23 protein-coding genes and 4 pseudogenes are annotated in these 25,136 nt (G+C 38.9%); 16 read left to right on the top strand and 11 right to left on the bottom strand.

The window, feature by feature from the left end; translation table 11 throughout:
* Positions 1-361 precede the first annotated feature (361 nt).
* Positions 362-1,402, top strand: coding sequence for a GMP reductase (locus MORIYA_RS20420; protein ID WP_112718244.1), 1,041 nt, complete (start codon positions 362-364; stop codon positions 1,400-1,402).
* A gap of 790 nt (positions 1,403-2,192) precedes the next feature.
* Here the strand turns inward: MORIYA_RS20420 and MORIYA_RS20415 are convergent.
* Complete coding sequence (locus tag MORIYA_RS20415; protein WP_112718242.1) at positions 2,193-2,582, bottom strand: cupin domain-containing protein; 390 nt, start codon at positions 2,580-2,582, stop codon at positions 2,193-2,195.
* 147 nt (positions 2,583-2,729) lie between these two features.
* Here MORIYA_RS20415 and MORIYA_RS21870 point away from each other — a divergent pair, with 147 nt between their 5' ends.
* The 5 genes and pseudogenes from MORIYA_RS21870 to MORIYA_RS20400 all read left to right on the top strand — a co-directional run.
* Positions 2,730-2,870, top strand: coding sequence for a hypothetical protein (locus tag MORIYA_RS21870; RefSeq protein ID WP_408632094.1), 141 nt, complete (start codon positions 2,730-2,732; stop codon positions 2,868-2,870).
* Positions 2,843-3,112, top strand: a pseudogene (locus MORIYA_RS21670) (AraC family ligand binding domain-containing protein); the annotation flags it as partial. The gene MORIYA_RS21870 and the pseudogene MORIYA_RS21670, both read left to right, overlap by 28 nt.
* A 129-nt stretch (positions 3,113-3,241) precedes the next feature.
* Complete coding sequence (locus MORIYA_RS21665; RefSeq protein WP_269461262.1) at positions 3,242-3,502, top strand: helix-turn-helix domain-containing protein; 261 nt, start codon at positions 3,242-3,244, stop codon at positions 3,500-3,502.
* 15 nt (positions 3,503-3,517) lie between these two features.
* Positions 3,518-3,610, top strand: coding sequence for a zinc ribbon domain-containing protein (locus tag MORIYA_RS21865; RefSeq protein ID WP_162629311.1), 93 nt, complete (start codon positions 3,518-3,520; stop codon positions 3,608-3,610).
* Between the two features lie 98 nt (positions 3,611-3,708).
* Positions 3,709-4,095: pseudogene (locus MORIYA_RS20400) on the top strand (IS66 family transposase); the annotation flags it as partial.
* Between the two features lie 402 nt (positions 4,096-4,497).
* Here MORIYA_RS20400 and MORIYA_RS20395 read toward each other — a convergent pair.
* Entirely contained in the window at positions 4,498-6,117 is a 1,620-nt protein-coding gene (locus MORIYA_RS20395) for an IS1634 family transposase (RefSeq protein ID WP_112713471.1), read from the bottom strand.
* Between the two features lie 395 nt (positions 6,118-6,512).
* On the bottom strand, positions 6,513-8,480 hold the full coding sequence (locus MORIYA_RS20390; RefSeq protein WP_112718236.1) for a TonB-dependent receptor domain-containing protein: 1,968 nt from the start codon (positions 8,478-8,480) through the stop codon (positions 6,513-6,515).
* A 385-nt stretch (positions 8,481-8,865) separates the two neighbouring features.
* On the opposite strand from MORIYA_RS20390, the gene MORIYA_RS20385 reads away from it, so the two are divergent.
* The 5 genes from MORIYA_RS20385 to MORIYA_RS20365 all read left to right on the top strand — a co-directional run bounded on the left by MORIYA_RS20385 (position 8,866) and on the right by MORIYA_RS20365 (position 13,458).
* Positions 8,866-9,774: a siderophore ABC transporter substrate-binding protein gene (locus MORIYA_RS20385; RefSeq protein WP_112718234.1), complete on the top strand. Its 909-nt coding sequence runs from the start codon at positions 8,866-8,868 to the stop codon at positions 9,772-9,774.
* A gap of 90 nt (positions 9,775-9,864) precedes the next feature.
* Positions 9,865-10,800: an iron chelate uptake ABC transporter permease subunit VctD gene (gene vctD / locus MORIYA_RS20380; protein ID WP_112718232.1), complete on the top strand. Its 936-nt coding sequence runs from the start codon at positions 9,865-9,867 to the stop codon at positions 10,798-10,800.
* Complete coding sequence (locus MORIYA_RS20375; protein WP_112718230.1) at positions 10,793-11,743, top strand: iron chelate uptake ABC transporter family permease subunit; 951 nt, start codon at positions 10,793-10,795, stop codon at positions 11,741-11,743. Before vctD ends, MORIYA_RS20375 begins: the two co-directional genes overlap by 8 nt.
* An 8-nt stretch (positions 11,744-11,751) precedes the next feature.
* Positions 11,752-12,513, top strand: coding sequence for an iron ABC transporter ATP-binding protein (locus MORIYA_RS20370; protein WP_112718228.1), 762 nt, complete (start codon positions 11,752-11,754; stop codon positions 12,511-12,513).
* Positions 12,514-12,576: 63 nt separating this feature from the next.
* Entirely contained in the window at positions 12,577-13,458 is an 882-nt protein-coding gene (locus tag MORIYA_RS20365; RefSeq protein ID WP_112718226.1) for a siderophore-interacting protein, read from the top strand.
* Positions 13,459-13,790: 332 nt separating this feature from the next.
* Here the strand turns inward: MORIYA_RS20365 and MORIYA_RS20360 are convergent, their stop codons facing one another.
* The 8 genes and pseudogenes from MORIYA_RS20360 to MORIYA_RS20325 form a co-directional block, all read right to left on the bottom strand.
* Positions 13,791-14,174, bottom strand: a complete 384-nt coding sequence (locus MORIYA_RS20360) for a hypothetical protein (protein WP_112718224.1) — start codon at positions 14,172-14,174, stop codon at positions 13,791-13,793.
* 245 nt (positions 14,175-14,419) lie between these two features.
* Positions 14,420-14,623, bottom strand: coding sequence for a YaeP family protein (locus tag MORIYA_RS20355; RefSeq protein WP_112718222.1), 204 nt, complete (start codon positions 14,621-14,623; stop codon positions 14,420-14,422).
* Between the two features lie 391 nt (positions 14,624-15,014).
* Positions 15,015-15,538, bottom strand: a pseudogene (locus MORIYA_RS20350) (Qnr family pentapeptide repeat protein); the annotation flags it as partial.
* Between the two features lie 76 nt (positions 15,539-15,614).
* Positions 15,615-17,207, bottom strand: coding sequence for an IS66 family transposase (locus tag MORIYA_RS20345; RefSeq protein WP_112713283.1), 1,593 nt, complete (start codon positions 17,205-17,207; stop codon positions 15,615-15,617).
* A 121-nt stretch (positions 17,208-17,328) separates the two neighbouring features.
* Positions 17,329-17,652 (bottom strand): IS66 family insertion sequence element accessory protein TnpB, encoded by a 324-nt coding sequence (tnpB, locus tag MORIYA_RS20340; RefSeq protein ID WP_112718220.1) that lies wholly within the window; start codon positions 17,650-17,652, stop codon positions 17,329-17,331.
* A complete protein-coding gene (locus MORIYA_RS20335) occupies positions 17,649-18,014 on the bottom strand; it encodes a hypothetical protein (RefSeq protein ID WP_112713287.1) in 366 nt (121 codons plus the stop codon). The genes tnpB and MORIYA_RS20335 overlap by 4 nt, the downstream gene beginning before the upstream one ends.
* Before the next feature lie 76 nt (positions 18,015-18,090).
* A pseudogene (locus MORIYA_RS20330) lies at positions 18,091-18,378 on the bottom strand (pentapeptide repeat-containing protein); the annotation flags it as partial.
* Positions 18,379-19,044: 666 nt separating this feature from the next.
* Positions 19,045-20,079: an IS110 family RNA-guided transposase gene (locus MORIYA_RS20325; RefSeq protein WP_112712331.1), complete on the bottom strand. Its 1,035-nt coding sequence runs from the start codon at positions 20,077-20,079 to the stop codon at positions 19,045-19,047.
* A gap of 1,103 nt (positions 20,080-21,182) precedes the next feature.
* On the opposite strand from MORIYA_RS20325, the gene MORIYA_RS20320 reads away from it, so the two are divergent.
* Genes MORIYA_RS20320 through MORIYA_RS20305 form a run of 5 tightly spaced genes read left to right on the top strand, consistent with a single transcriptional unit; the run spans position 21,183 to position 25,133 of the window.
* Entirely contained in the window at positions 21,183-21,923 is a 741-nt protein-coding gene (locus tag MORIYA_RS20320) for a methyltransferase domain-containing protein (protein ID WP_112718218.1), read from the top strand.
* 9 nt (positions 21,924-21,932) lie between these two features.
* Positions 21,933-22,850 carry a class I SAM-dependent methyltransferase gene (locus MORIYA_RS20315; protein WP_112718216.1) on the top strand — a complete coding sequence of 306 codons (918 nt, stop codon included), beginning with the start codon at positions 21,933-21,935 and terminating at the stop codon, positions 22,848-22,850.
* Positions 22,850-23,983 (top strand): M50 family metallopeptidase, encoded by a 1,134-nt coding sequence (locus tag MORIYA_RS20310; protein ID WP_174216947.1) that lies wholly within the window; start codon positions 22,850-22,852, stop codon positions 23,981-23,983. The genes MORIYA_RS20315 and MORIYA_RS20310 overlap by 1 nt, the downstream gene beginning before the upstream one ends.
* 57 nt (positions 23,984-24,040) lie before the next feature.
* Positions 24,041-24,172 (top strand): 3-thiaglutamate biosynthesis pearlin carrier peptide TglA, encoded by a 132-nt coding sequence (tglA, locus tag MORIYA_RS21555; RefSeq protein ID WP_232011696.1) that lies wholly within the window; start codon positions 24,041-24,043, stop codon positions 24,170-24,172.
* Between the two features lie 58 nt (positions 24,173-24,230).
* Entirely contained in the window at positions 24,231-25,133 is a 903-nt protein-coding gene (locus MORIYA_RS20305; RefSeq protein WP_112718214.1) for a DUF692 domain-containing protein, read from the top strand.
* The last annotated feature ends 3 nt before the right edge of the window (positions 25,134-25,136 follow it).

Raw genomic sequence — 25,136 nt, 5'->3', positions numbered from 1 at the left:
TGGTACATTTCGCGTTTAAAATATTATTATTACGGCTAAATTTTTATTTTAAAATAGTTAAACACCGCCTAACCCCGCGTAAATACTGACTTTCAAGTCAAGAAATAAACGTGTCATTGGGTCGGCATGAAATTAGCCCTTTACAAGATATCAGTCCTTAGACTAATATCTATTCGTATAGGCGCGTTGATGAAACGCGACTTCCTCGCACACACGATTCGCTTGTACCGCTTAAACTAAAATCCTTATAATTTTTTGCACAGTACCATCCACGAACCATTGATTTAGGGTTTTCCTTGCGCCCGCAATATGTAGCAGCGCAAGAATAAGAGCCTGTGCAAACAAACAGAAGATAGATGTCATGCGTATAGAACAAGAATTGAAGCTAGGTTTTAAAGATGTACTTTTCCGCCCAAAACGTTCGACTTTAAGAAGTCGTTCACAAGTAAGCTTAGAGCGTACATTCACTTTCCCTACCAGCAAGTACACTTGGACAGGTGTACCAATTATTGCTGCAAACATGGATACTGTAGGCACATTTGAAGCGGCAAAAGAACTTGCTGCACACAAAATGCTAACAGCTGTGCATAAGCATTACACTGTTGCGCAATGGAAAGAGTTTCTAGAAGCAAACCCAGAAATCTTTGATCACATCTTTGTATCAACTGGTACATCCGATGCAGATTTCGAAAAACTTCAACAAGTTCTAGCATTAGATGAGCGTTTACAGTTTATCTGTATCGATGTAGCTAATGGTTACTCAGAATTTTTTATTGAATTCGTGCGTAAAGTGCGTAAAGCCTACCCGACTAAAACGATTATGGCTGGTAACGTAGTTACTGGTGAAATCACAGAAGAACTTATCCTGTCTGGCGCAGATATCATCAAAGTTGGTATCGGTCCGGGTTCAGTATGTACGACACGTGTTAAAACAGGTGTTGGTTACCCACAACTGTCTGCAATCATCGAATGTGCAGATGCTGCACACGGTCTTGGTGGCATGGTGGTTGGTGACGGTGGTTGTTCTTGTCCTGGTGATGTTGCTAAAGCATTCGGCGGCGGCGCAGACTTCGTTATGCTTGGCGGCATGTTAGCTGGTCACGACGAAAGTGGCGGCGAGCTGTGTGAAGTTGATGGCAAGAAAACCAAGAAATTCTATGGCATGAGCTCAACAACTGCGATGAACAAACACGCAGGTGGTGTTGCTAAATACCGTGCTTCAGAAGGTAAAACTGTAGAAATACCTTACCGTGGTCCAATCGAAAATACTATTTACGATATCCTAGGTGGCGTTCGTTCTACTTGTACTTACGTTGGCGCGGCTGCGTTAAAAGAGCTAAGCAAACGTACTACCTTTATCCGCGTACTTGAGCAAGAAAACAACGTATTCGGTAAAGAATAAATTAGTCATTAAATATGTAGGTCTAGAACTGCGTATTTAAGCTAACAAAGGCGAGCATTGATATGAGCATGTCCATTATCGTGCTCGCCTTTCTGCGTTTATGGATGGATGGTCGAATAAATTAAACAGCGCTAAATCTTACATACTCTTACATTTCAATTGTTTACACAACTAAAAAACACATGTAACATCGTAAACCATACTTGATTATGGTTATATCTTGATGTTCCGTATACAAAAAATTGTCTTTATATCTCTATTAACTACTTTGCTAGCATCATGCGCTTACCATGAATACAACCCATCAAAACCTGATGAATATGCTGAATATTGGTGTCCATCAGAGCACCAAAATAATTCCATACTTGCTGTACTTGAGACTAATCAAGGACGAGAAGATCCAATCCCAGATAATTGTGACATATACTATAGATAAGCTTTTAATCTACATTCCTTCGCGTTTAATCAGATTAAAGTCCTAAGAAGCGCTTATTCTGGAGCACCATAGATCGTGGACGCAAAGCGGCATCGAAGGGTAAACATGCGGATTTTGAAAGTAAATCTGTTAAGTGTCATGCAGCAGACATGAAACCAACTACTTTACCTGATTCTGTTATTGAAAAATTAAGTGCAATGCCGTTCGAAACGAGTGACTCATTAGCCTATTCATCTTTTAGCGCTATTAGATCGCTGTTCGCAACCTGAGTATAGTCAGTTTATGCGTTTGCTATTAAAATGAAGAAAGCTTCCAATTAGGAAGCCAAATTCAATGAACCACTACATAGCGGATCTATATCCATATATCATTTGTTGCAGTAAAACTGTTAACGTCATTATCACCTGTATTAAGCACACCACGAGGTTCAATTAATAACATTTTCACTTCACCATCAGCGAATGGTTTATGCTCGACGCCTCTAGGGACAACATACATTTCTCCACGATTCAAAGTGACATGTCCATCACGAAAATCTATACGAAGGTTTCCCTCCAGAACTATAAACGTCTCATCCGTATCTTGATGTTCATGCCATTCGAAGTCACCTTCTATTTTTACTATTTTAATTTGGTAATCATTCATTTCAGCAATTACCTTTGGTGACCACTGCTCATTAAATAAACTTAACTTTTCTTTAAAATTGATTACTTTATAATTGTCGGAGGCCAAATGATCAGACATAATATATTTCCTTTTTTGAATGTATATCGATGTGAGTGTATTCATGAGCCATGATTTAAAACTGTTTGCCCCAAATAGTCTTGAACGTTTGTGCAAAACTAAGTTGGTAGATAAAATGCGTAGCAGCAAGCTGTTAACGGGGTAGAGATATTACAGGCGTGGTTTGCAGGTCCAGCATATGATACGCATCGCCACGATACATATGCTATTGGGCTGACGGATCAAGGGGTTCAGTCATATGACATGACTATCGAGGCGCAAAACGAACAAGCACTCCAGGAAAAGTGATGGTCTTACATCCGGATGAGTTGCACAATGGGCGCGCAGGCTCCGATGAAGGCTTTGGATATAGAATGTTATACGTTGATCCGGCCTGCATCTCTGACGCTGTTAGAGTGATCGTCGGCCGCCCCTGCCCGTTACCATTTGTTAGAGAATCCGTATCAGAAAATAAAGTGCTGGCTCATGCAATTCAACTTGTATCTATGTGCTCAGAGAAGGCAAAGGAAACTTTAGCCAGAGATGAAATAATCTTACACTTGGCAAACGGTTTAATTTCTGGAGATCCCGATTGCAATAAATTAAATAGAAAGTACACAATTAATTATCAAGCAGTTGATAGAGCTCGTGAATATTTATACCATGCTAATAATCGAATTGTGCACTCTACTGAATTGGAGAAAGTCACAGGTTTAACTCGCTATGACTTATCTCGGCAGTTTCGCAAAGTGCTGGGAACCAGTCCTTATAGATATTCAGTCAATCGTCGTTTAGATGCTGCACGTCAATTGATCCAACAGAATAAACCTATTGTAGAAGTTGCTTTTGAAACAGGATTTTCTGATCAAGCACATTTTAGTCGACTGTTTAAATCTGCGTGTGGTATTACACCTGGCCGTTATGCATCGATTGGTAAGTGAAACTATCTAAATGTACTGATTAGAACATGGTCTTGTGAGTGTGGCGCAACGCACGATAGAGATCATAACGCTGCTATCAACATCCACAAAGAGGGGTTAGAAGTCTAAAGTGATTTAATATCACAATGCTTAAACCGTTGACGACAGGAATCACCTTGCTTTAGCTGGGTGAGCTTCAACTAACATATTGTATCTAACAAGCATAACCAGTCTTGCAGCAATTTCATGAGTGGCTAAGCAAAAGTGGAAAAACAGTCACCCCGAAAAGTAAAATAGGCGTGGCCATTAGCTATACCTTAAATCAATGGGAAAAGCTGAGGCGTTATTTGTATTCGGGAGAATTAGGGATTGATAATAACGTCACCGAACGAGATATCAGGCCGTTTACCACTGGTCGGAAAAATTGGATGTTCAGCCAATCAGTGGATGGTGCAGATGCGAGCGCAGTACTTTACAGTATTGTGATGACTTGCCGTGCGAACGATATAAATCCGTATTTATACTTCCAAAAACTCTTCACAGAACTGCCTCAACGGGATGAATTTACTGATTTAAGTGATTTATTACCTTGGAATGCAGACCTAGAAGCCTGATGATATCAGGCTTCACTGCTTAACCAACCGCTTACGGAGTGTCATCGCATGCAACCATAAACAGACTCAAAGTTAAAAGGCATAATATGGAGAAAAGCTTTATGTCTAAATTCAATACACCTTTTTATCGACTAAGAAAGCCTGAAAAATGGTTAAACTATTTCGCATATATGCTTAATAGTTTGACCGTAAGGCGGAGCGCCGCTTCCTGTGAAATCACCAAAAACACTGTTTTCTATGGCGACACAAGTTCCTCAAGCTACTAAATATTCAAAATAATACTCATTTATCCGGAATAGTTGAAATGGATGAATCGATTTAACGGTGTTGCCACAAAATATTTAGACAATTATTTAAGTTGGTTTAGGTTTTTTGAATCTAACCGACATTCCGCACCCCGTTTTATGAATAAATTTGTTGGTATGTCGGCCCCATACAATCAATAATTATTCGATGTCGCTCTTTAATATTCAGCACTAATTGCTGCTCTTCTGAGATAGTTAAAATGTCGATACCTTGAAAGCAAAAGAAAACCCAACGGGCGGTAGGATTTTGACAGGGCTTATATTTTAAATTGGGAAAATATACGTCTTTAGTTCTCAACTCCTCTCGGATCTTATGCTCAAGTGCCGCGTATACCATCAAGCAACACGTCATGATCATCAGCAATGCCTCAATCCGCTCTGCCTTTTTTAAATATAATGACGATGTTAAAAAATCAGGACTTTTTAAGAATCTAAACCCTTTTTCCACACTTTGCTGTGACTTATATAGTTCAAGCATTTTGCTCATCGTTAACGTATCGCTACAATCATTTGTCGCTAACATGAATAACCCTTTTTCGGATAATTTACGTTCGCGAAAATTTAATTTTGAAGCAAGCAAACCGGTTACTTGATATTCATAACCATCCGGCTCTTGACCTGTTTTAGGTCGACCACTTTTAGTGAAAATTGGATGCTCAATAACGTCAATTTCACTCATTGACATACTGGCTTGAGATTTCATCCAGATACTCAGCATTTTCATTGCGTCAGCATGACAAGCAAAACGTTGTTTACTGAGTTTTTCCAGTGATTTTAATGCCGCAGTGGCGTCTTTTAGCATACGTTTATCTAATGTGTGTTGTTCACGTTTTTTTGCTTGTTCACTGAACACTAACAACCAACGCTGCTTAACATCACCGTAGTTTGAATCTATCCAGGTTGCGCTGTAGCCATTACCTAACTCAGTGAAATGGTAATTGTTTTGTTCTGATATGGCGTCTTTGACTAATTTTAACTTTTGCGGCGCTCTCGATATGAATAATTGGCCTTGTTCATCGAGAGATTGGATCGTTTCGGCGACATATAATGCAGCATCGCCAATGAAATAGCGGTTGTTATGGGCCGCTTTAAGACTTTTAACATGTTGCTTAACGATATTTTTAAAACCTTCATTATCGTTAATATTGCCACTTGCCGCCTGCATGTAGACGGGGATACCGGCCTGATTTTCAGTGATCAGGTTTAACACCACCTGATTCAATTCAGGGCGATGATCACGGCTGTAGCCTCGCACTAGTTGAATGGCTGCATTACCGTCTTCGTCTTTATATTCACCATCAACATGAATGCTTGTGGAGTCCAGATTAAGCCCTTCACACGGAAGCTTTAAATGTGAAATTGTACGGGCGGACAGTCCTTGAAATAGCTCGGAAACGCCAGTTTCATAGAGTTGGTCAAGACAGCGACCGAGTGCATCGTCATTAATATGCTCCGCTTTTACACCCTTACCAAGAAGGCGTTCGACAGGCCGTTCTGCAAAATATTCAGGATACATATGCAATGTTCTACCAACAAAACCGAGTCCATTTAAAATCATGGCTTCTACGAGTTGCCCGTATGAAATGTGCTTATCCTTACTTTGTTCGGGATGTGCGTCATCAATAAACTTGGCGATACCAATATCTTTGCACATGCCTGAAACTAAACCGAGGTGATCAAGACTCTTTGTTGAATATGATATGGTCATAATTTTCATCGCCCAAAGATAACTAATAGATCAAATATGGGGATCGCCGTCAAGCTTTTTTTTATTTCACGCGGGATTTAGCAATTTATGTATAACATCAACATTCACAAATACATCATGTCTACATTTGCATTGAACGTGTCGTTAAAAAGCGATAATTAATACCTATAATAGGGTGCGGAATGTCGGATCTAACAGTAATCCCAATGAAAATAGCCTGTTACTATCACAGACACAGTTAATTGGGACATAGCCAATACCATTAACTCCGATAACTAACTAATCAATGTTACTTGTTAAAATAAACTATTTCCGCGTTGGAACTAGCTTCTTTTTTCTGTGTAATATTTGATCATTAAATTAACGGAATTAATTTGCTCTAAAGCAACTTAAAAAAACCTTAACTAGAAACTATAATTAACCCCTAAGCGTACGTCTCGGCCTGCAGCGTAAACGCCGGACACCCTTCCAAAACCAGGAATATCAGTGTAGTCACCTATACTAGAATGATCACGATAGTATTCGTTGAATAAATTGCTGACAGTAAGATTAACATTTAGATCTTGGCTACCTAATGGGTACCACTGCACGAAGATATCATGTACTTGGTATCCCGGCTTATCAATGGATGTACCTGGAGCTACATAATCGTTTATTACGTCTACATTATTTAGATCAGCAACGTAGACATAGTTCCAGCCAAACTCTAGATCTGGATTAACATCATAAGTAAGGTTTAGACCAAAGGTATCACCTCGTGAGTTTCCTATACCAATATGATCATATCCATTAAGTGCTTGACCATTCAACTTAGCATCTACACTGCTAAAACTTGCGATAGCGGTTAAGTCTTCATACCAATATGTCGCTTTGAACTCGTAACCTTTCGTTTTTAGCTGGCCAACATTTTCATACTGGCCACTTTCTACATCAATGACATCATCAATGGTACTTTGGAAAACAGTTGCAGACGCTAACCAACTATCACGTTGATACTCTATACCGACCTCGGCATTTTCAGATGTTTCTTCTTTTAAATCTGGGTTGATTGTATATGAGCTAATTGTGAAAGTATCACCAACTTGTTTACCACGTAAGGCTTGCGCATATCCGGCATTCAGTCTCCAGTCATCAAAAAATTGATAGTTAAAACCAATATTAGAGCTAAAACCGTCGCTGTCTATTTTGGTACCAGTAGATAGTTGTTCCATTTTATAATAATCATAACGAGTACCGAAGCTTAATAGTATCGCCTCTGTAATTTGCCAATGGTCTTGAACATATAAACCAAATACATCTCCCTCTTCTGTTACCGCAGGGGCAGCGCCGGATTCAAGAGATTTCGCAGCTGCTTCATCGGCTCGGTACGCAACCCCATAGGTGACGGTATGCTGGCTTAGATTACTGGTATTACGTACATCAAACCCAAGAGTGTTAACTTCACCATTATATTCCCCCCATGGACCATCTTGAGTGATATCTGCCTGAGTGTAATAAAGTGTATTCTCGAGGTTCAAAAGCTCACTCTGGCTAAGGGTATGGTTAGCCGTAAATGTGTGTCGTTGCATTTCTAATGGATATAGCGGATCATTTTCTAATGTTGGCCAGTTCGGGCGTTGACCAAACTCCCCATCTTCATTACGATTTTCATAGCTTAGGCTTAACGTCTGGTTATCAGTAATATTACCGTCAACTTTTATAAAGCCAAGCATTCGATCAGAGCCACTACCATAAATTTCGTCGCCATTTCCGTCTTCCATATTATCATTGCTGCTCACGACAAATGAACCTAGAACCCCCCAGTTTTCATTTATCTCACCGTATAAACTGGCACTTGTTTTATATCCATTGTTGCTAAAGTAACCCGCACTAACGGAGCCACCGAAACTTTCTCCTGGCGCTAATAAGTCATGAGCACTTTTTGTTTTGAATCGAATAGCACCACCGAGTGCGCCAAAACCACTTGTTGCTTCACCTGCGCCCGCTTGAACTTCAACTGTTTTTAACAGGTATGGATCTATAGATAAACGTCCAGTGTGGTGAAATAAGGTACTCGTTTGCGGTGCGCCATCCACAGTAACGTTAAGGTAGGTATCCTCTAACCCCCTTACGTAGACCTTTTGTGCAACTCCTATTGAGCCACCAACCGAAACAGATGGGTCTGTTTTAAAAATATCTTCAAGGTCTTGTGCCTGATATTTTTCTAATTCAGTGTAAGTCACTGCGAAGTTAGTCAGTTCGCCAACAACAACGAACACTTCAGCATCCTGATTTTTCTGTGAAGAATCTGATTCTGATTTTTCCGCTAGGGCGATGGGAGAGGCAAGAGTTCCTGCAATCGCTAATGCAAGTAATGATAATTTAAATTCCATAGTCAATATTCCATTATTCATAATTTAGACTTCCTAAGTAGAGTTGTAGTCTTCCGCTCTACCTCTCAGTTTAACTGATAATGATAATCATTTACAATAGAGTGTTCTGGGGATATCTAATCTATACAATTGAAATAATTGTGTTTTAGTTTGGCGAATCTGCACAAATTGGGAGAAATATTGAATTGTAGGTCTCGAATTTCATAACAATTTATGATCAAATTTTTTCACCACAAAGCAACTGAAATTGAGTTTCCATGAAAGTTATTGAAATAATACAGACACTTAGATTTAATTCACCTTTCACTATTGCGAATGATAATAGTTTTCATTATAGTTACTCTCAATGAGAATGATGAAAATATTAATCTGGAGTGTTAAATAAATGAATAAAAGTATCGCTATAATGTTACTTAGTTTGGTTGTTTCTAGCTTTGTCCAGGCTGAAACCATTACGGTTTCTCACGCATTAGGGGATACAACCCTTGAAACTAATCCTGAACGTGTCGTTGTAACCGGAATGGGTGTACTCGATGCCATTGATTATTTTGGGATCACACCTGTAGCGGTAACAAAGGCACCTATGCTACCGGACTATTTAGCTAAATATAAGGGTAACCAGTTTGCTTCCTCTGGCAGTCTGCATGAGCCTGATTTTGAAACGATTTATATGCAAAAACCGGATTTAATCATCATTGGTCCTCGTGCTATGACATCTTATAAAGAGCTATCTAAGATTGCGCCTACGATAGTTTTTGCCGTTGATTCACAAGCATATTGGGAAAGTACTAAAATGCAATGGCGTGTTATAGGTGAAGTGTTTGATATTAAAGGAAAAGTAGAAGAGAAGATTGCAAGTGTTGATCAGCAGATCAATAAAATAAAAAGCTATAATCAAAAAAATAATGCTGCAGCACTTACCGTCATGAGTTCTGGTGGCAACATTACGACATTTGGTTCGCAATCTCGATTCTCCGCTATTTACAACGATTTTGGTTTTAAAGAAGCGGCTGAAGGAATCAAAGAGTCAACTCATGGAAATTTAGTTTCCTATGAATATATTCGTAACATAAACCCAACCAATTTACTGATCGTTGATAGGGATAAATTACTGAATAAAGATGACAATAGCACCAGACAAGCGTTTGATAATCCACTAGTGAAATCCACCGATGCTTATAAAAATAACAAAATCACCTACCTAGATCTAAGCGCATGGTACTTAGCAATTGCTGGCGTTACCGCAACTGATCAAATGATTGCTGATATCAAGCAGGCTATTCATCTTAATTAATTCCATTAATTTTTTAGATTAATTATCAATAAAGCCGAACGGTATTAGCCATTCATAAGCTGATACCGATCAGATAGGCTGAGGTTTGTTTTGAAAAAGTTATTATTTTCTCTGGTAATACTGAGTATTACATCTGTCTTTATTGGTGTAGCCGATTTATCATTATCGGCTATTTTTCGTGGTAATACTGAGGCATTAGAGCTTTTATTAGTTAGTCGCTTACCTCGATTATTAGCTATTTTATTATCCGGTGCAGGGCTGAGTATCGCTGGTTTGATCATGCAACAGATCAGCCAGAACCGATTTGCAGCCCCTTCTACATCCGGTACCATTGAATGTGCCATGTTAGGTTATGTACTGAGCTTAGTTATCTTTGGTCATGGCGACAACTTGCTATTGATTTTTGGCACTTCCATTGCAGGCACCCTGATTTTCATTCGATTTATCCATCGCATCCAATTTAAGAACGCTATTTTTGTTCCCTTAGTGGGGATCATTTTTGGTAATGTAGTATCGTCTGCTGCAACCTTCTTGGCTTATAAGTATGATGCCTTGCAAAACCTTTCTGGTTGGACAGTCGCAAATTTTGCCAATACTCTACAAGGCGATTACGAGCTTCTTTATATCGCCTTGCCTATCTCTGTTATAAGTTACTGGTATGCGACTCGCTTGTCTGCGGTAGGTATGGGCAAAGACTTCGCCACCAATATTGGTCTCAACTATAAGAAAACATTATTTATTGGCATAATGTTGGTATCAATTATGTCGGCAAGTGTGGTCATGATTGTTGGTCAGCTCCCGTTTCTTGGTTTAATTGTGCCTAACTTAGTCACACAATTTTATGGCGATAATCTACGTAAAAATATTCCCTTAACCGCTGTAGTTGGTGCGATTCTAATCTTGTTTTGTGATGTTCTCGGACGTGTCATCATCTTCCCCTATGAAATCCCAATATCTATGATCATTAGCATTCTTGGTGGCGTGGTGTTTATTTTCTTTATCGTGAAAGGAAAGCAAAATGTCTGATTCGGTTAAATTAACAGGGTTGGCAATAATCACTGCTGTGTTTATTTTTCTATTTATTGGTATTGGCTTAGATGCCTCAAACTATGAATACTTTTTATCACGACGCATACCTAAAGTCTTAGCCATGATTTTGGCCAGCATTGCGATTGCTCAATCATCATTAGTATTTCAAACCATTACCCATAATCGAATTTTAACGCCAAGCATTATGGGTTTTGATGCTCTGTATTTATTAACGCAAGTATTAGTCGTTGTGATTTTTGGTAGCTTCAGCGTTTTCCTATTAAACCCATTTGTGAACTTCGCGTTGTCAGTGACTATTATGGTGGGTTTCTCACTGTTATTGTTTGGCTTTTATTTTAAGAACAACAACAGCAATGTGATTACGCTACTTTTACTGGGTGTCATATTCGGGCAGTTATTTTCGAATATTTCATCTTTTTTTATCATGTTAGTTGATCCAAACGAATTTTCTGTTATCCAAAGTAGCATGTTTGCTAGCTTTAATAACATTAATCAACAGCTAGTGTATTACTGCGTGATCCCGTTGTTATTGATTAGTGTATTACTATTTCGTATGTCTAATCTACTAGATGTGTTTTGGCTTGATAATGATAACGCAACGAGCTTAGGAGTTGATACCGGCAAAGTAACTAAAAAAGTACTTATCTTAGTAGCGATCCTTATCTCTGTGTCGACGGCATTAGTCGGCCCCGTGATGTTCTTTGGTTTATTGGTGGCTAATTTAGCAAAAGAGTTCTTTCATACTTACCGCCATAAAACCTTATTACTGGGCAGTAGCTTAATAGCAATGTCGATGTTGTTATCTGGACAATGGGTGATTGAGAATATCTTTAAATTTGAAACTACCTTAAGTGTTGTGATTAATTTTCTCGGTGGTTTATATTTCTTATCACTGCTTGTTAGACAAAAAATACAATAGAGAATCCTATGATTTCATTGCAGAAAATATCTAAATCATTTGGTCAACAAAAAGTCGTTGATCAAGTCTCCGGCTCATTTATTAAGGGGGAAGTAACATCGATTATTGGCCCCAACGGTGCAGGTAAAAGTACAGTATTATCAATGGCTAGCCGTTTATTAAAAAAAGATAGCGGTAGTGTATTAATTGAAAATCAAGACGTTTGGGATTGGGATAGTAAAGCCTTAGCCAAAAAACTATCGGTATTACGTCAATCTAACAATATTAATATGCGTTTTACCGTACGTGAATTAGTCGCTTTTGGGCGATTCCCTTATAGCCAAGGTAAGTTAACCAATTTTGATAATGAAATGATTGATAAATCGATTAACTATCTTGATTTAGCTGCCATCCAAAATAAGTTCCTTGATCAATTAAGTGGCGGTCAACGTCAATTGGCCTTTATTGCAATGGTGGTTGCACAGGACACCGATTATGTGTTTTTAGATGAACCACTTAATAATCTTGATATTAAACACTCATTGCAAATTATGAAAAACTTAAAAACACTGGCTCATGAATTAGATAAAGCGGTAGTGATTGTGATCCATGATATTAACTTTGCTTCCTGTTATTCTGACAATATTATTGCGCTAAAAAAAGGTAAGGTGGTTGCAAATGGTACGGTGGCTGAAGTGATCAAAAAAGAGGTACTGTCAGAACTTTATGAAACTGAGTTTAATATTCATGTGATAAATGGGCAACGTATTTGCATGTACTACGGTCAATAATAAATACCATTTCAAATTAAAATAGTAGCCAGTGAAAATAATCGAAGATAAAGGAAACCTTCTATGAGTAAACCAACATCACGCCTATTAACGGTTATTAATAATGTCCTGTTAACCCAAAATATGCAGCGAATTACCTTTAAAGCAGATGATATTTCTGATTTTGAAACTGACAGTAATGGCGGCTATATTAAACTCTTGTTTAATGATAATGGTGGAACAGACATCTCAGCTATTGCAGAGAATACTCGCCCTAAGATGCGCACTTATACCATTCGTAACTTAAGACAAGCGCAGAATGAATTTGATATTGATTTTGTACGTCATCACATAGCGGATAGTGTAAATTTTGAAAATGGTGGTTTTGCATCTAATTGGTCACAACAAGCAAAGGTTGGTAGTCAAATTTCAATCGTTGGTCCGGGCTACATCAAAGGCTTAGCAAGCGATGCAGATTGGTTCTTTCTAGTAGCAGATATGACCGCATTACCGGCTTTATCTGAAAAATTAGAAGCGCTTCCATTTAGCGCAACGGGTTATGCCGTTATTGAAATTAATCACGAGTTAGACAAGCAAGCATTAATTAAACCACAAGGTATTGAGGTAATTTGGCATATTAAGTCAGAGAGTCTCAATTACCAGAGAAATGACCTTGTCGATTTAGTACGTGCTCAACCCTGGAAGCCTGGTCGAGTAGCAGTGTGGAGTGCGAGTGAGTTCGATCAAATGAAAGGACTTCGCACCTATTTCCGCAATGAAAAAGAAGTCGCTAAAAACGATATTTATATCAGTAGTTATTGGAAACAAGGTTGCACTGAAGACAGCCACAAAATAGCGAAAATAAATGACCTGCAAAAATCAAAATCCATCGCTACATCAATAATACGTTTATCGGTCGTAGTATTATCGATTGCTGCACGACTTAAACGGCGGTTACGAATATAATGACCAACCGATAGTCCCGTTGCTACTTTAAACTAACGTTGCATATGGGCTTCTGAAATGCCGATTAAGAATCTAAACCCTTTTTCGGATAATTTACGTTCGTGAAAATTGGATGCTCAATAACGTCAATTTCACTCATTGACATACTGCCTTGAGATTTCATCCAGACACCCAAAAACAATTACTCTCAATTCAAGGAATGCAGGAACCATTTGATGGACTTGATGCATTGGAAAGAGCTTGGCCTAAAATATACAAAGGCGAGCATTGATGTGGACATGTCCATTATCGTGCTCGCCTTTTTGTATTGCGACACTTGCTTGCGACATTAGCTATTCACAATCAGTCGCATGTTTTTTCTTCATTAGAACTAATTTCGTTACACGAATTTGTCCATCGTAATCCATGGCAAAACCATCACTGGCTTTACTTTCAACATCACCCGTTATTTCAACGAAGACTTCATCATAGGGTTTCGTTGCCAGCGCACTATATTTTTTAGCCATAAGCTCAAGAATATCATTGGATCCTATAACCCAAAAATCTTGTTTTGTTCTGCAAGGTCGAAAACTATTAACCTCATGTCCGTAGGTATAATGTCCAAATATCGCAGGGTCTTTGATATTTGCTTGGGACTGATGTTCTGCGGTAGAGCTGCATGCCTGAATAAGCACCAGCATTAATAACCCAATCAAATAATTAATCGTTTTTTTCATACTGTCATCAGCTCACTTAATTACCATAATTGTTTCTTAGACGAAATTCCGTACAAGATAACGTCAACCAAAAATATCTATTTTCATGGCTATATAACGCTCGTACTTATATCGGTAATATCAATGTATGCTTGTTTTTTTTATTTCAATATATGGTTGTTTTGACATAGGTCTAGAATTGCGTATTTAAGCTAACAAAGATGAGCATTGATTTTATTATCATGCTCACCTTTTGTTTTTAATCGCTAATCTTCAAAGTCTGAGATAAGTAAGTTTGCTGCTGCAAAGGCCGCGTTATCACGAATATCGGCAGGCAAAGACTCGTCACCAGCAATATCGTTTAATGCTTTAATCGCACAGCCAATCGCTTTTGGAATATAACCCTGATCACCACTGCCAATTAATGAATACAGTTCACGGATTTTGTCACAACACTGATAAACGTTCATGGTAATACCTTAATAAAGAAGAATCTGTTTAAAACAAAGATAAGGCTATTTTAGCCTTGGCAGTAATTTAATGTCGAGCGTTAAGATGGACGGATTGGAGATGCGTTGATCTTAGTTGGTAAATGTAGACACTAAAGTGGTAATGAAAGTATATTCTCGTAAGCCCAAAAAATGCCGAAGTCGCATTGTGTTAAGTGTAAACTGAGTTTTATCCACGCAAGGAAGTTAATGCCATAAATATATCAGTTTTTTGACTATTGCAATCCTACGTATAACAGGCATAACAAGATGTTCATATCATATTTACTCTGAAATAAAGATTCCCCAAAATCAACAAAGCCTCCAACGAGGAAGCCAGATTCACAGAACCACTAAACATATAATAATATGGCTAATCTCGTAAAATAATGAGTCCGAGTTGTTCAAGCAACTGTTCCTGTTGCCAAGCGCAAATTTTCACACCATCGAGGTCCACTTTTCGAGGGTCTAAACCATTCAAGTCCGAGTGACTTAAGTTACAACCCTGCATGTGAAACTGACTCCAAGAATCTTCTGAAAATGACCCCGACTTAAATCAGACTCTTTTAAAGAAGCGCCTTGTAGATTCGCGCCAATCCATTTGTTTTCAAATAGATCACATTTCTCTATACATTGTCGTTCAAAATTTACGTAGGATAAGTTACATCCCGTAATATATGCCGAGCAGAAATACATTCTATTACTTACTTGATTTGAGAAAGTAGCTAATATGAAATTCGCCCCCTTTAAATCGCAATCCTTAAATTCAATCCCAAAACATTTCGCGCCAGTGAAGTTAGACATTGATAGTTGGCAGTTCTTAAAAGATGAATCGCGTAGATCGCTATAATCAAAATGACAACCCTCAATACCACCTTGCTCTATGAAGATACAATCGTGAGCTTACGACAATATAGTTTGACTTAAGGAAATTTGGCAAGTCCCGGCAGATATGCCGGGATGATGGTTTATTTTACTGGTAATTCCAAGGCAGATAATTTTCAGGTGCCAACTTCACCGCTTCTTGTTCTCGTTGCAGCGTATTTAAATAATCAAAAATATTAGTGCCGGCCCAGCTGGCTGTGGCTATGATTGAGGTGATAACATCACCGATACTGGCTCCAGACAGCGTTTTGTGGAACATCGCATTTTTTCTATCCCTGACCACCAATTTTAATTCAGCCTCCATTAAATTATTATCTAATTGCGCCCCTGGCACCGTGCAGAAACACGTTAAGCCTGCGTAATGTTTATCAAAATAACGGATCGCTTTGCCAAGCCCACTGTTTTCCTCAACACTGCCATCGCTTAAGTGCTGGCGACCCCACGCGCGGATCTCAGCCATGATTGGTCGCGAATTTTCATCATGATAAGCTTGCCGCTGTTCACTATTGAGCTGTTTTTCTGTTGCCAGATTATCAATATGCCAGATCTCGCCATAACGATCTAAAATACCTGCAACTTCATCGGGAAAATGGCTAAGCACATCCACAAATTGCCGTCGAGCATGGCTGTTACACAAGGACTGGATAAATTCGACATCAACGGAGGGGCGGTTGCTGGCCAGTGCATCGCTCATGATAATGGGCGGTGAACTTGTTTTGTCTCGCAAACACAGCACGCTATCGATAAATTCACCCGCGTGACCTATGTTAGTTTCGAACAACACTATTTTTTGATCTGCGGTAGTGGTTGCTATCATGCCCGAGCTATAAACTCCAGTTCTAACACGTTCTTTATCGCTATTACGTTGTTTTTTAATGATGGCGGTTTGGTCGAGAATACGGTGTGTGGTGTCATCAATATAATAATGCTTGGCATTGCCTGCAATTGTTCTCAAGTGCTTAAATACAGGCCAAATGGCGTTGGCCACATATTCGGTTTGATCGAAGATAGATGACGCGGTAATAGGTACGCCTAAGATGTTTTGCAAACTGCCTTGGCGATAAAACGGTGTGCCTGCGTAATATTTGTTGATCGCCATTAAGCTGCGTGCGCTGTAGCCGTATTTTTGTTTGGCATGCCCATCGGCCTGTACGTTTTCAGCCAGTGGCGCGGTAAAATAAGCACCGCAGGCATTACAACGTAGTCGTTCCATGATGTGTTGCTCTGGCACAAAAGGGCTTTGCCCTGTGATCCGCAAGAAGCTTGCTGGTTCATACTTGGTGAGTTTCCCCAAGTCGCATTCAGGACATAATTCACCCTTGGTCAGCACTGTTAAGGCGTGGTGAATGATTGTCGGTTTGACTTTTTGGGTCTTGGGTTTAGTGCGCTTGATTTGTTTATGTTGGGCTTTTTTACCTTTTGCGGCAACGCCTTGCTGACTGATGAGTGCCCCCAGTTTTTCTGACGATTTAACGATACCGACGAGTTTTTTCAATTTGTGTATCGTCACATCTTTACTGGCGATGTTTTCTTGCAAATTAGCCAGTGTCATCAAGGCATTAAGCAATAGCTGACAATCAGCCGAGCTTAACGCCAGTTCATGCTCTTTGGCTTCTGTCACGCGTTCAATTAAGGCATCGAGTGCGTCATTATCAATATCGGTGAATGATTGAGTCAACATAAGTGTCCAGTGTGCTCGTCTATAATTAAGCGAATATGGATTATTGCAGGCATAAAGGATCGGTCAACATGATCGTTTAGATCCTGCGATATTAATGTAATATTGTGAATCACATCGCATTTTATGCCACTTGTACCACCGGAGCCGCTGATAATAACCGTCGCAGATGCTTAGCCTGCATGGAGGTGATGGCTTCCTTGGCGGTTGGCCAGTTGGAAAATTTGCCCTTTGATAATCGTTTGGTCATTAACCAAAAACCAGACCCGTCATAGCTTAATGCCCGGATCATGGTTTTATTACGGTTAATAAAGACAAACAAAATGCCGGAACGCGGGTCTTGGTCGAGTTGTCGACGACAAATCGCCACAAATCCGTCAATGCCACAGCGAAAATCGGCGGGTTGAATAGCCAGTAAGATAGGCGTATTCGCGGTCAGTAATATCATACCAGCAGCGCCCCCGTGATAACGGCAAGTAACGCAGGCGAGAGCGGGCCAGAAAGTTGTAACCGGTTACCATTTTTACAAGTGAGCGTAATATTAAACTCATCCGAACTGGCATTCAGCTCGTCAGGGACAGCAATGAATTCGCTAGGTTTTTTGACGGAAGTCGCTTGTTTACACCAATGGTGAAAGGTTGAATCGGCAATGTTTAATGCGGTTTTAATTTGGCTCGATGAATAATATTGAGCCAGTGCAACGGTTTTATCTTTCAACTGCTGAGGTGTTTTTTCTCTGGGATATTGTCGGGTCAAGCGCCATTGTTGAAATTCAGATGCAAGGCTGCTGAGTTTGTCTTGATTTGTCATATTACTTACTCTAATTTGGGATGCAGTAAGTAAATCAAAATTTGTACGTTAAGTTGAGCTATCTTGTCGTAAGCTCACCCTTTAAATCGCAATCCTTAAATTCAATCCCAAAACATTTCGCGCCAGTGAAGTTAGACATTGATAGTTGGCAGTTCTTAAAAGATGAATCGCGTAGATCGCTATAATCAAAATGACAACCCTCAATACCACCTTGCTCTATGAAGATACAATCAACAAACTGTGCCTCTCTTAGATCCGCACGACCAAAATCGCATCTATAAAATTTACAACGCTTAAAATGAGATTCACTCAAATCCTGATTAGAAAAATCCACTTGATTAAACACTTCGTAATTATCTGACATCCCCCCCCTCATGTTGAATAAACCAGAAGGTTATCACCTACACTAAAGATTGAAATTAAAACAAACCTTTATAATCAATGGTTTAAAATCGTTAAAATCGTCATTCTAAGCACTCAAACAACCCCTCAGGGCGACGTTTAACCAATCAATCGAGCCGCATACCAATAAAGAATTATTCCCTCCCTCACTGATTGTTTAGATGTTGTTCGAATTCGCTATAATTGTCCAAATACAAGGCAGATGAAATACTCCAGTTCTCCCTAGACCACGCTTAAAAATTGCTGTAATTTACTCGGTTCCAGTGATGCTGGAAACGAAAATTGATAACCATTAGGTAATGTCAGTATGAGTGGTTAACTGAGCGTGTATGGACACAACCTCTATTGCAAGTAAAATTTCAATGAAAATGAAGGTATGACTGCTCACGTGTATTCGGTTTCTTAAATAATGCTTTTATTTAGCATCGAACCTCAATGGCTTCATTCGCACACTAGATCCCAATCGCTTACACGAGTTATTAACTCTTCGCTCAGTTAGGGTTTTTCTAGTGATGGTTTAACCTATTTTCCATCTCTCTTTTACTTTTGCAATTTTTAAATAATGTGCTTACTATTTGTAACCTAAGTATTACCTACAACTTCGAATATGAAAATTATTTTAATACAATCAACCAGCGGCCAATGTTTCTGTGTATTCGGTGTCGTTAGCAACTAACGCCCATGAAATTCGTGCTAATTTGTTAGCAAGTGCAACGATAACAACATTAGGGTGTTTTTTTTCACTCAAGTGTTTTATCCATAAACTTAAAGGGTCTGTCTTATCTTTGACATGACGAAAAGCTGCTCTAGCGCCATGAACTAATAATTTTCTTAAATAACCATCACCTCGCTTACTAATGCCGAGTAAATTAGCACGCCCACCTGTGCTGTATTGCCTAGGAACCAAGCCTAAAGATGCTGCAAAATCTCTGCCTTTCTTAAAGTGCTTACCATCACCAAGTGCCATTAACAATGCACTACAGACCAAAGGACCAATCCCGATAATTTTCATCAACTTTTTTCCTATGGGATTAGTTGCAACATTATTTTTAATTTGTGCTGTCAGTAAATCAATTCTTTCATCTACAAGAATTAAATCTTCCTGGAGCGTGAGCAACAAAGCCCTAAAATCAAATGTTAAACCGTTGTCGGATTCTTCTAACCACATTGGTATCGCTTTTCGTAAATAAGCGATACCAATAGGCGCTACAATGCCGTATTCACTGACGAGCCCTCTGATTTGGTTTGATTTTGCAGTTCTGTGGCAAATTAATTCTTCACGAACACGATGCTTAGATTGAATATCTTGTTGCTCAACTGTTTTTATATTAACAAAGCGCATATTAGGTCGGCTGATTGCTTCACAAATGGCTTCAGCGTCAACTTTGTCATTTTTGTTTGTTTTAACATAAGGTTTAACAAATTGAGCGGCTATTAATTTAACACTGTAACCAAGTGCTGTGAGCTCTCTTGCCCAATAATTAGCTGAACCACAAGCTTCCATGCCGATTACCGCGGTTGTTGGTACTCGTTTCACAATCGCCTTCAACCAAGTGGTGCGATTGTATTTTCCTTGCCAAACTATTGTTTCATTCTCATCAATAGCATGAATATGAAACACGTTTTTTGCCAAATCAACACCAACTCTAATTATATTTTTCATAATATGTCACCTATGATAAATAAAATTCACCTGCTTACAGCCTACACCATAATCAACAGCGCGAAAGGGTGAGGCGGTGTCCATTCCATTGCTTACGCCGCATCAATACATATATGTTAAACAAATTTATTAGCCATCAGCTCAGCAAGTGAGTCGAATTTATTCGATAAATACCTTTTTTATTAAACCCTGAAATAAACTACCACTTTATTTCAGGATTTAGACTGCCATTTAATTCCCAATAGTAAACACAACACTAATTTTATCAACTTGTTACTCGCCCGTTTATTGCCAGAGTCATTGGGGCGATATTGTTATTTTCATAGCAGAGCACCATGCATTAAAAATACTTGCGCAACTAATCATTTGATGCCGGAATAAAGGAGGTTAGGATTATTTTTTCGTGAAGAACTACAATTCATGAATATATTTGCATCTGATTGTTAAAGTATTCTGTTAAATTATTCGATAATTAATCCATCGAACATTTATCAAAATAGTCAATAATACTGGAGATCGTTTACCATAAAATCTCAAATTGATAAAATATTCCCATAAAGATGACTGATGTTTCGATTAATAATTAATGGTTAAAACTCCAATCTGACACTACCAAAACTGTGATGCTATTGATTGATTACTTAGTATTAAGGAGTCGTGCCCCCCCCCACCAAACAGTGAGTTAGTTTTACAATGACATACAATACAGCATCATTCGCTACCACCCCTGAATAGTATTTCTGCTTCTGACAGTCACATTAGTTAGAACAAGTATGTATTTATTAAGATATAAAAGTACCTCAATACAATAACTTGTTGCATTTATGTTGCATAAATGCAATATTCATGTAAACTAACCAGGCTTCATTTTTATGTGCACATTAAAAATAAACTATTATGAAACAATTGGTTGCATTTACATTTCACTCTTACTTAGCTGTTAGTTTAGGTCTCTTAGGAACGAAGTTATGTTATTAGAATACAGGAATGCATACTCGCGTTTATTCTTGTGTATTGATTAGAATCATCGGCAGATTATCGATATCATTCAATTGGATTTGTTCGAAATAGGTTTTTATTATTTATATTTTAAGAGGAATAAAATGACGGATTCGGCGATAAAAACTCCAAAAAATAATGGTGTTGGTGATGGTATAGAATCAACCAATGCAGCATGGACTTTTGGCGGCAGTACGCCAAAAAAATTTGATGCTCACGTATCAAAATCAGTGCCTAAATATGATGATGGGCACGATATTGTTTTACGTTTAAGCGACTTTTTTATTAAAGCCAATTCAACTGCTTATGAGTTGGGTAGTTCTACAGGCATGTTAACTAAAAAACTCGCGCAAAGACATCCAGACAGTGTTAAGTGGGTTGGTATCGACATTGAAGATGACATGACGATACAAGCAAATCAATTTTTGACTGCCGACAACAAAGATATCTCGTTTGTGACGGATGATATTGTTCATTATCCTTACGAGAAAAGCGACTTTATTGTGGCTTATTACACTGTCCAGTTTATTCCACCTCGGGTACGCCAAGAACTTTTTACCAAGATATATGAGTCACTAAACTGGGGCGGAGCATTTGTGTTATTTGAAAAAGTACGCAGTCCAGATGCTCGATTTCAAGACATCATGAGCAGTTTATATGTTGATTACAAACTTGAACAAGGTTACCAACCCCATGAGATATTAGCAAAAACCCGCTCATTGAAGGGGGTTCTGGAGCCATTTTCTACCGAGGGTAATCTTGATATGTTAAATCGTGCTGGATTTACCGATATAACCTCTGTATTTAAGCATATCTGCTTTGAAGGTTTTTTCTGCATAAAATAAGAAGTCGTGATGAAAAATAATGAAATTTCAATCTATTTGTCTTTATTAGGCATGGCTGATGACTATAAATTTGTTGCCGTTGACTGCGAGATATGTGGTTTTGATCAACATTCAACCTTGCTTGAATCGGTACTTGGTCCAGACAATAAACCGGTTGGTTTACCGGTGTTAGGCTGTGAAAAATGTGGTCATGTTTATCAAAAATATGTTTTTGAGGCGTCTTTTTACCAAGATTATTACAATAAGTTTTATCGCTTAAACCTATTTGGGCAAAGCGAACCCGACAAACAGTTTTTTATGGATCAGGTAAAAAGAGGTTACTTCTTATTTAATAGTTTACAACCGTGGTTGACCCAAAAGGGTAAACTGGTTGATGTGGGTTGTTCTGCAGGCGGTTTGATGATCCCTTTTGCTAAAAATGGTTGGAATGTTCAAGGCAATGACCCCGATTTAGCTTATGCCAAATATGGTAAAGAGATAGGGCTGGATATTGAATCTATCAGCGCTGAACAAATGACACCAGAAAGTAGTGAAGCTGATTTGATCATTATTAATGGCTCACTTGAACATGTTTATGACGTTAATCAAGTGATGAAAAAGTGCCGTCAGATTATTAACCCTGGTGGCCACTTGCTAATCGAAGGTCGAGCTTTGGGTTACGGCATTCAACTGGGTTTTTTGACCCATAACCATCGTCGTTATCTCAGCTCACATACGATTGAGTTGTTAATGTTAAAACATGGTTGGCAACCAGTATATACCACAGATGATCCCATCTGTGGACCGACCCGACCAGGAGCTATATTTGTATTGGCCAAAGCGGTCGATATGGTGGATGAACGTGACATAACCCATGCGTCTAACTTTAGCCACAATAATTTTAAGACAACTGTACAACCACAGTTAGAAGCAATGAGTATCAACTGATGAATATTGAAATTGAGCTGAATTTAAATAAGGCTGAATTTGATCAGCCATTTGCCACTTATCGGACTGATTTAAGCTGTGGGCCTACAGATGATAGCCCTCACAGTAAAATCAGTATCCACGATCCGAATAATGACATTAGTTTTGAACTTGGCCGTATCGAATTTACTTTAGCCCAATTATTTAATGGCCAACGATCGTTTACTGACATTAGCCAATGTGCCAAAGAGCAACTAAGAATCAACGTTAGTGAAGCTAAGCTTAAGGCCTTTCAACATAAATTAGTCCATTTGGGCATATTGGTTATTGAAGGACAGCAATCAGGATTAACTCGTGATCCTGCAACAGGCATTACTTATGGTCCACTTAAACGTTATTTTTTGATTAACCTGATTCAGATGAACCCAGAACCCATACTGAACAGTATTTATAACCGCGCCTCTTGGTTGTGCAGTAAAAGTTTTTTTGTAGTGGTTATGGTGTGCATATGCTGGGCATTTGTTGAATTGTTTTCCCAGTGGGGTCACTTCACCCGAGATGTGGAAAACATATACTCCGACAGTTTGTCATGGTTAATTTGGCATTATCCGGTCATTTTAACGTCAATAGCCTTTCACGAACTTGGACATGCATTAAGTTGCCGTCACTACAAAGTTAAAGTCAATGATTTTGGTATTGGCGTTTACTTATTACTCGCTACTGGCTGGGTAAGACCAGTGCAAAAAAATTGGTCCAAACTGACCGACGGACAACGGGCAATAACAATATTAATGGGACCGATTGCCAGTTTACTGTACGCGGCAGTGGGTATTTTAATTTGGCGTTTGTCAGAACCTAATACGGCCATAAACTCAATGGCGGTGGTGATGGTTGTGGCTTCGAGTTTGTCACTTATCCCAACACTATTACCTATTTTTAATGGCGATACTTATTTAGCACTAACCGAATACTTTGAGCAACCCAGATTACGTCAGCGTTCGGTAAAATATTGTCGCGATAAATTACGCGGTAGAGCCCCTGAAGTGATTGAAAATGAAGCTCTACTGTATTGGTCGGTCTGTGTTGCAACGTTTATCGGGTGGATATTGGCCTGGTGGGGTGTTGCGTTAATGGTTAAAAGAGTTATCGGTTGATTCACTATTGTAACAAAATCACCACAATAAATTTTAAACTAAAACTAAGGAGATACAATGAAAAACGAAGAACAAGTAAACAATACATCATCCACTGAAGCAGCAGTTGAAACTACACCTGCGGTTGATGCTTTTGAAGAGTTCGAATTAGACGATATTGAAGTGATTGAAAGTAAAGTTTTTGCTTAATTTCATAATGCCCTGGAAGAAGGGCATTATTTAAAATAAAATAGGATAGGATAGCTGCATGTCCATAATCACAAAACCATCGCCTATTGGCGTTGGTATTCAATATAACCCTGAAATTCTTGACTGGTTCCCGTTTGAATCTCTGAAAGTCGATTTACTAGAAATTTTACTCGACAATATCATGGCTCCGATGGATGGTCCTCAGATCATCAAACCAGGTATTACTGAACTGATCAGCAAACTGGGTGAAAGGTTCACTTTGTTAGGGCATTCAAACTATGGATGTGACTTTGGTTTCAGTCCATTACATACCACCGCTGCTGTGAAAAGACACGTGCCTCTGGCCAAAATGATCAACAGTCCATGGGTCGCAAATCATTGTTTTTATGGCGATGAATCGTGGTTGGATATTTGGAGTAGTCCAATCCAATTTTCTCATGATGAAGTTGTTCGCTGTGCTGATCGTGCAGCGCAATTACAAGACATTTACGGTATGCCTTTAGCTCATGAAAATGCGGCTTATTATTTACCTTGTCCAGGCGCTGAAATGAAAGAGGCTGAATTTTTGGCACGTATGGTCGACCGTTCAGGAACGTTTTTACATTTAGATTTACATAACATTTATACTAATTCTGTTAATTTACCCAACTATGATTTGCAAGATTACCTTGACACAATCCCTCTAGATAAGGTTATTGCAGTGCATTTGGCTGGGGGAAGTTGGGCGGAGGGTATCTATCATGACTGGCATGATTCTCAAGTGCCCGAACCTGTATGGGACTTGTACGAAGAGTTATTGCAAAGAGCTACACCCGCCGCGATTATTTTAGAATATCAGGGACAAGCACATCACAAATTAACTCGGGTGATGGGTGAGCAGGATGAAAATATGATTACAGCTGATGTTAAGCGTGCGCAAGCGATATGGGATCGCGCAATGGCGTCAAAAAAAGGGGGCTGAATA

The organism is Moritella yayanosii (assembly GCF_900465055.1).
In the GTDB taxonomy this organism is placed as follows: domain Bacteria; phylum Pseudomonadota; class Gammaproteobacteria; order Enterobacterales; family Moritellaceae; genus Moritella; species Moritella yayanosii.
This window is presented reverse-complemented; position numbering and strand designations above follow the sequence as displayed.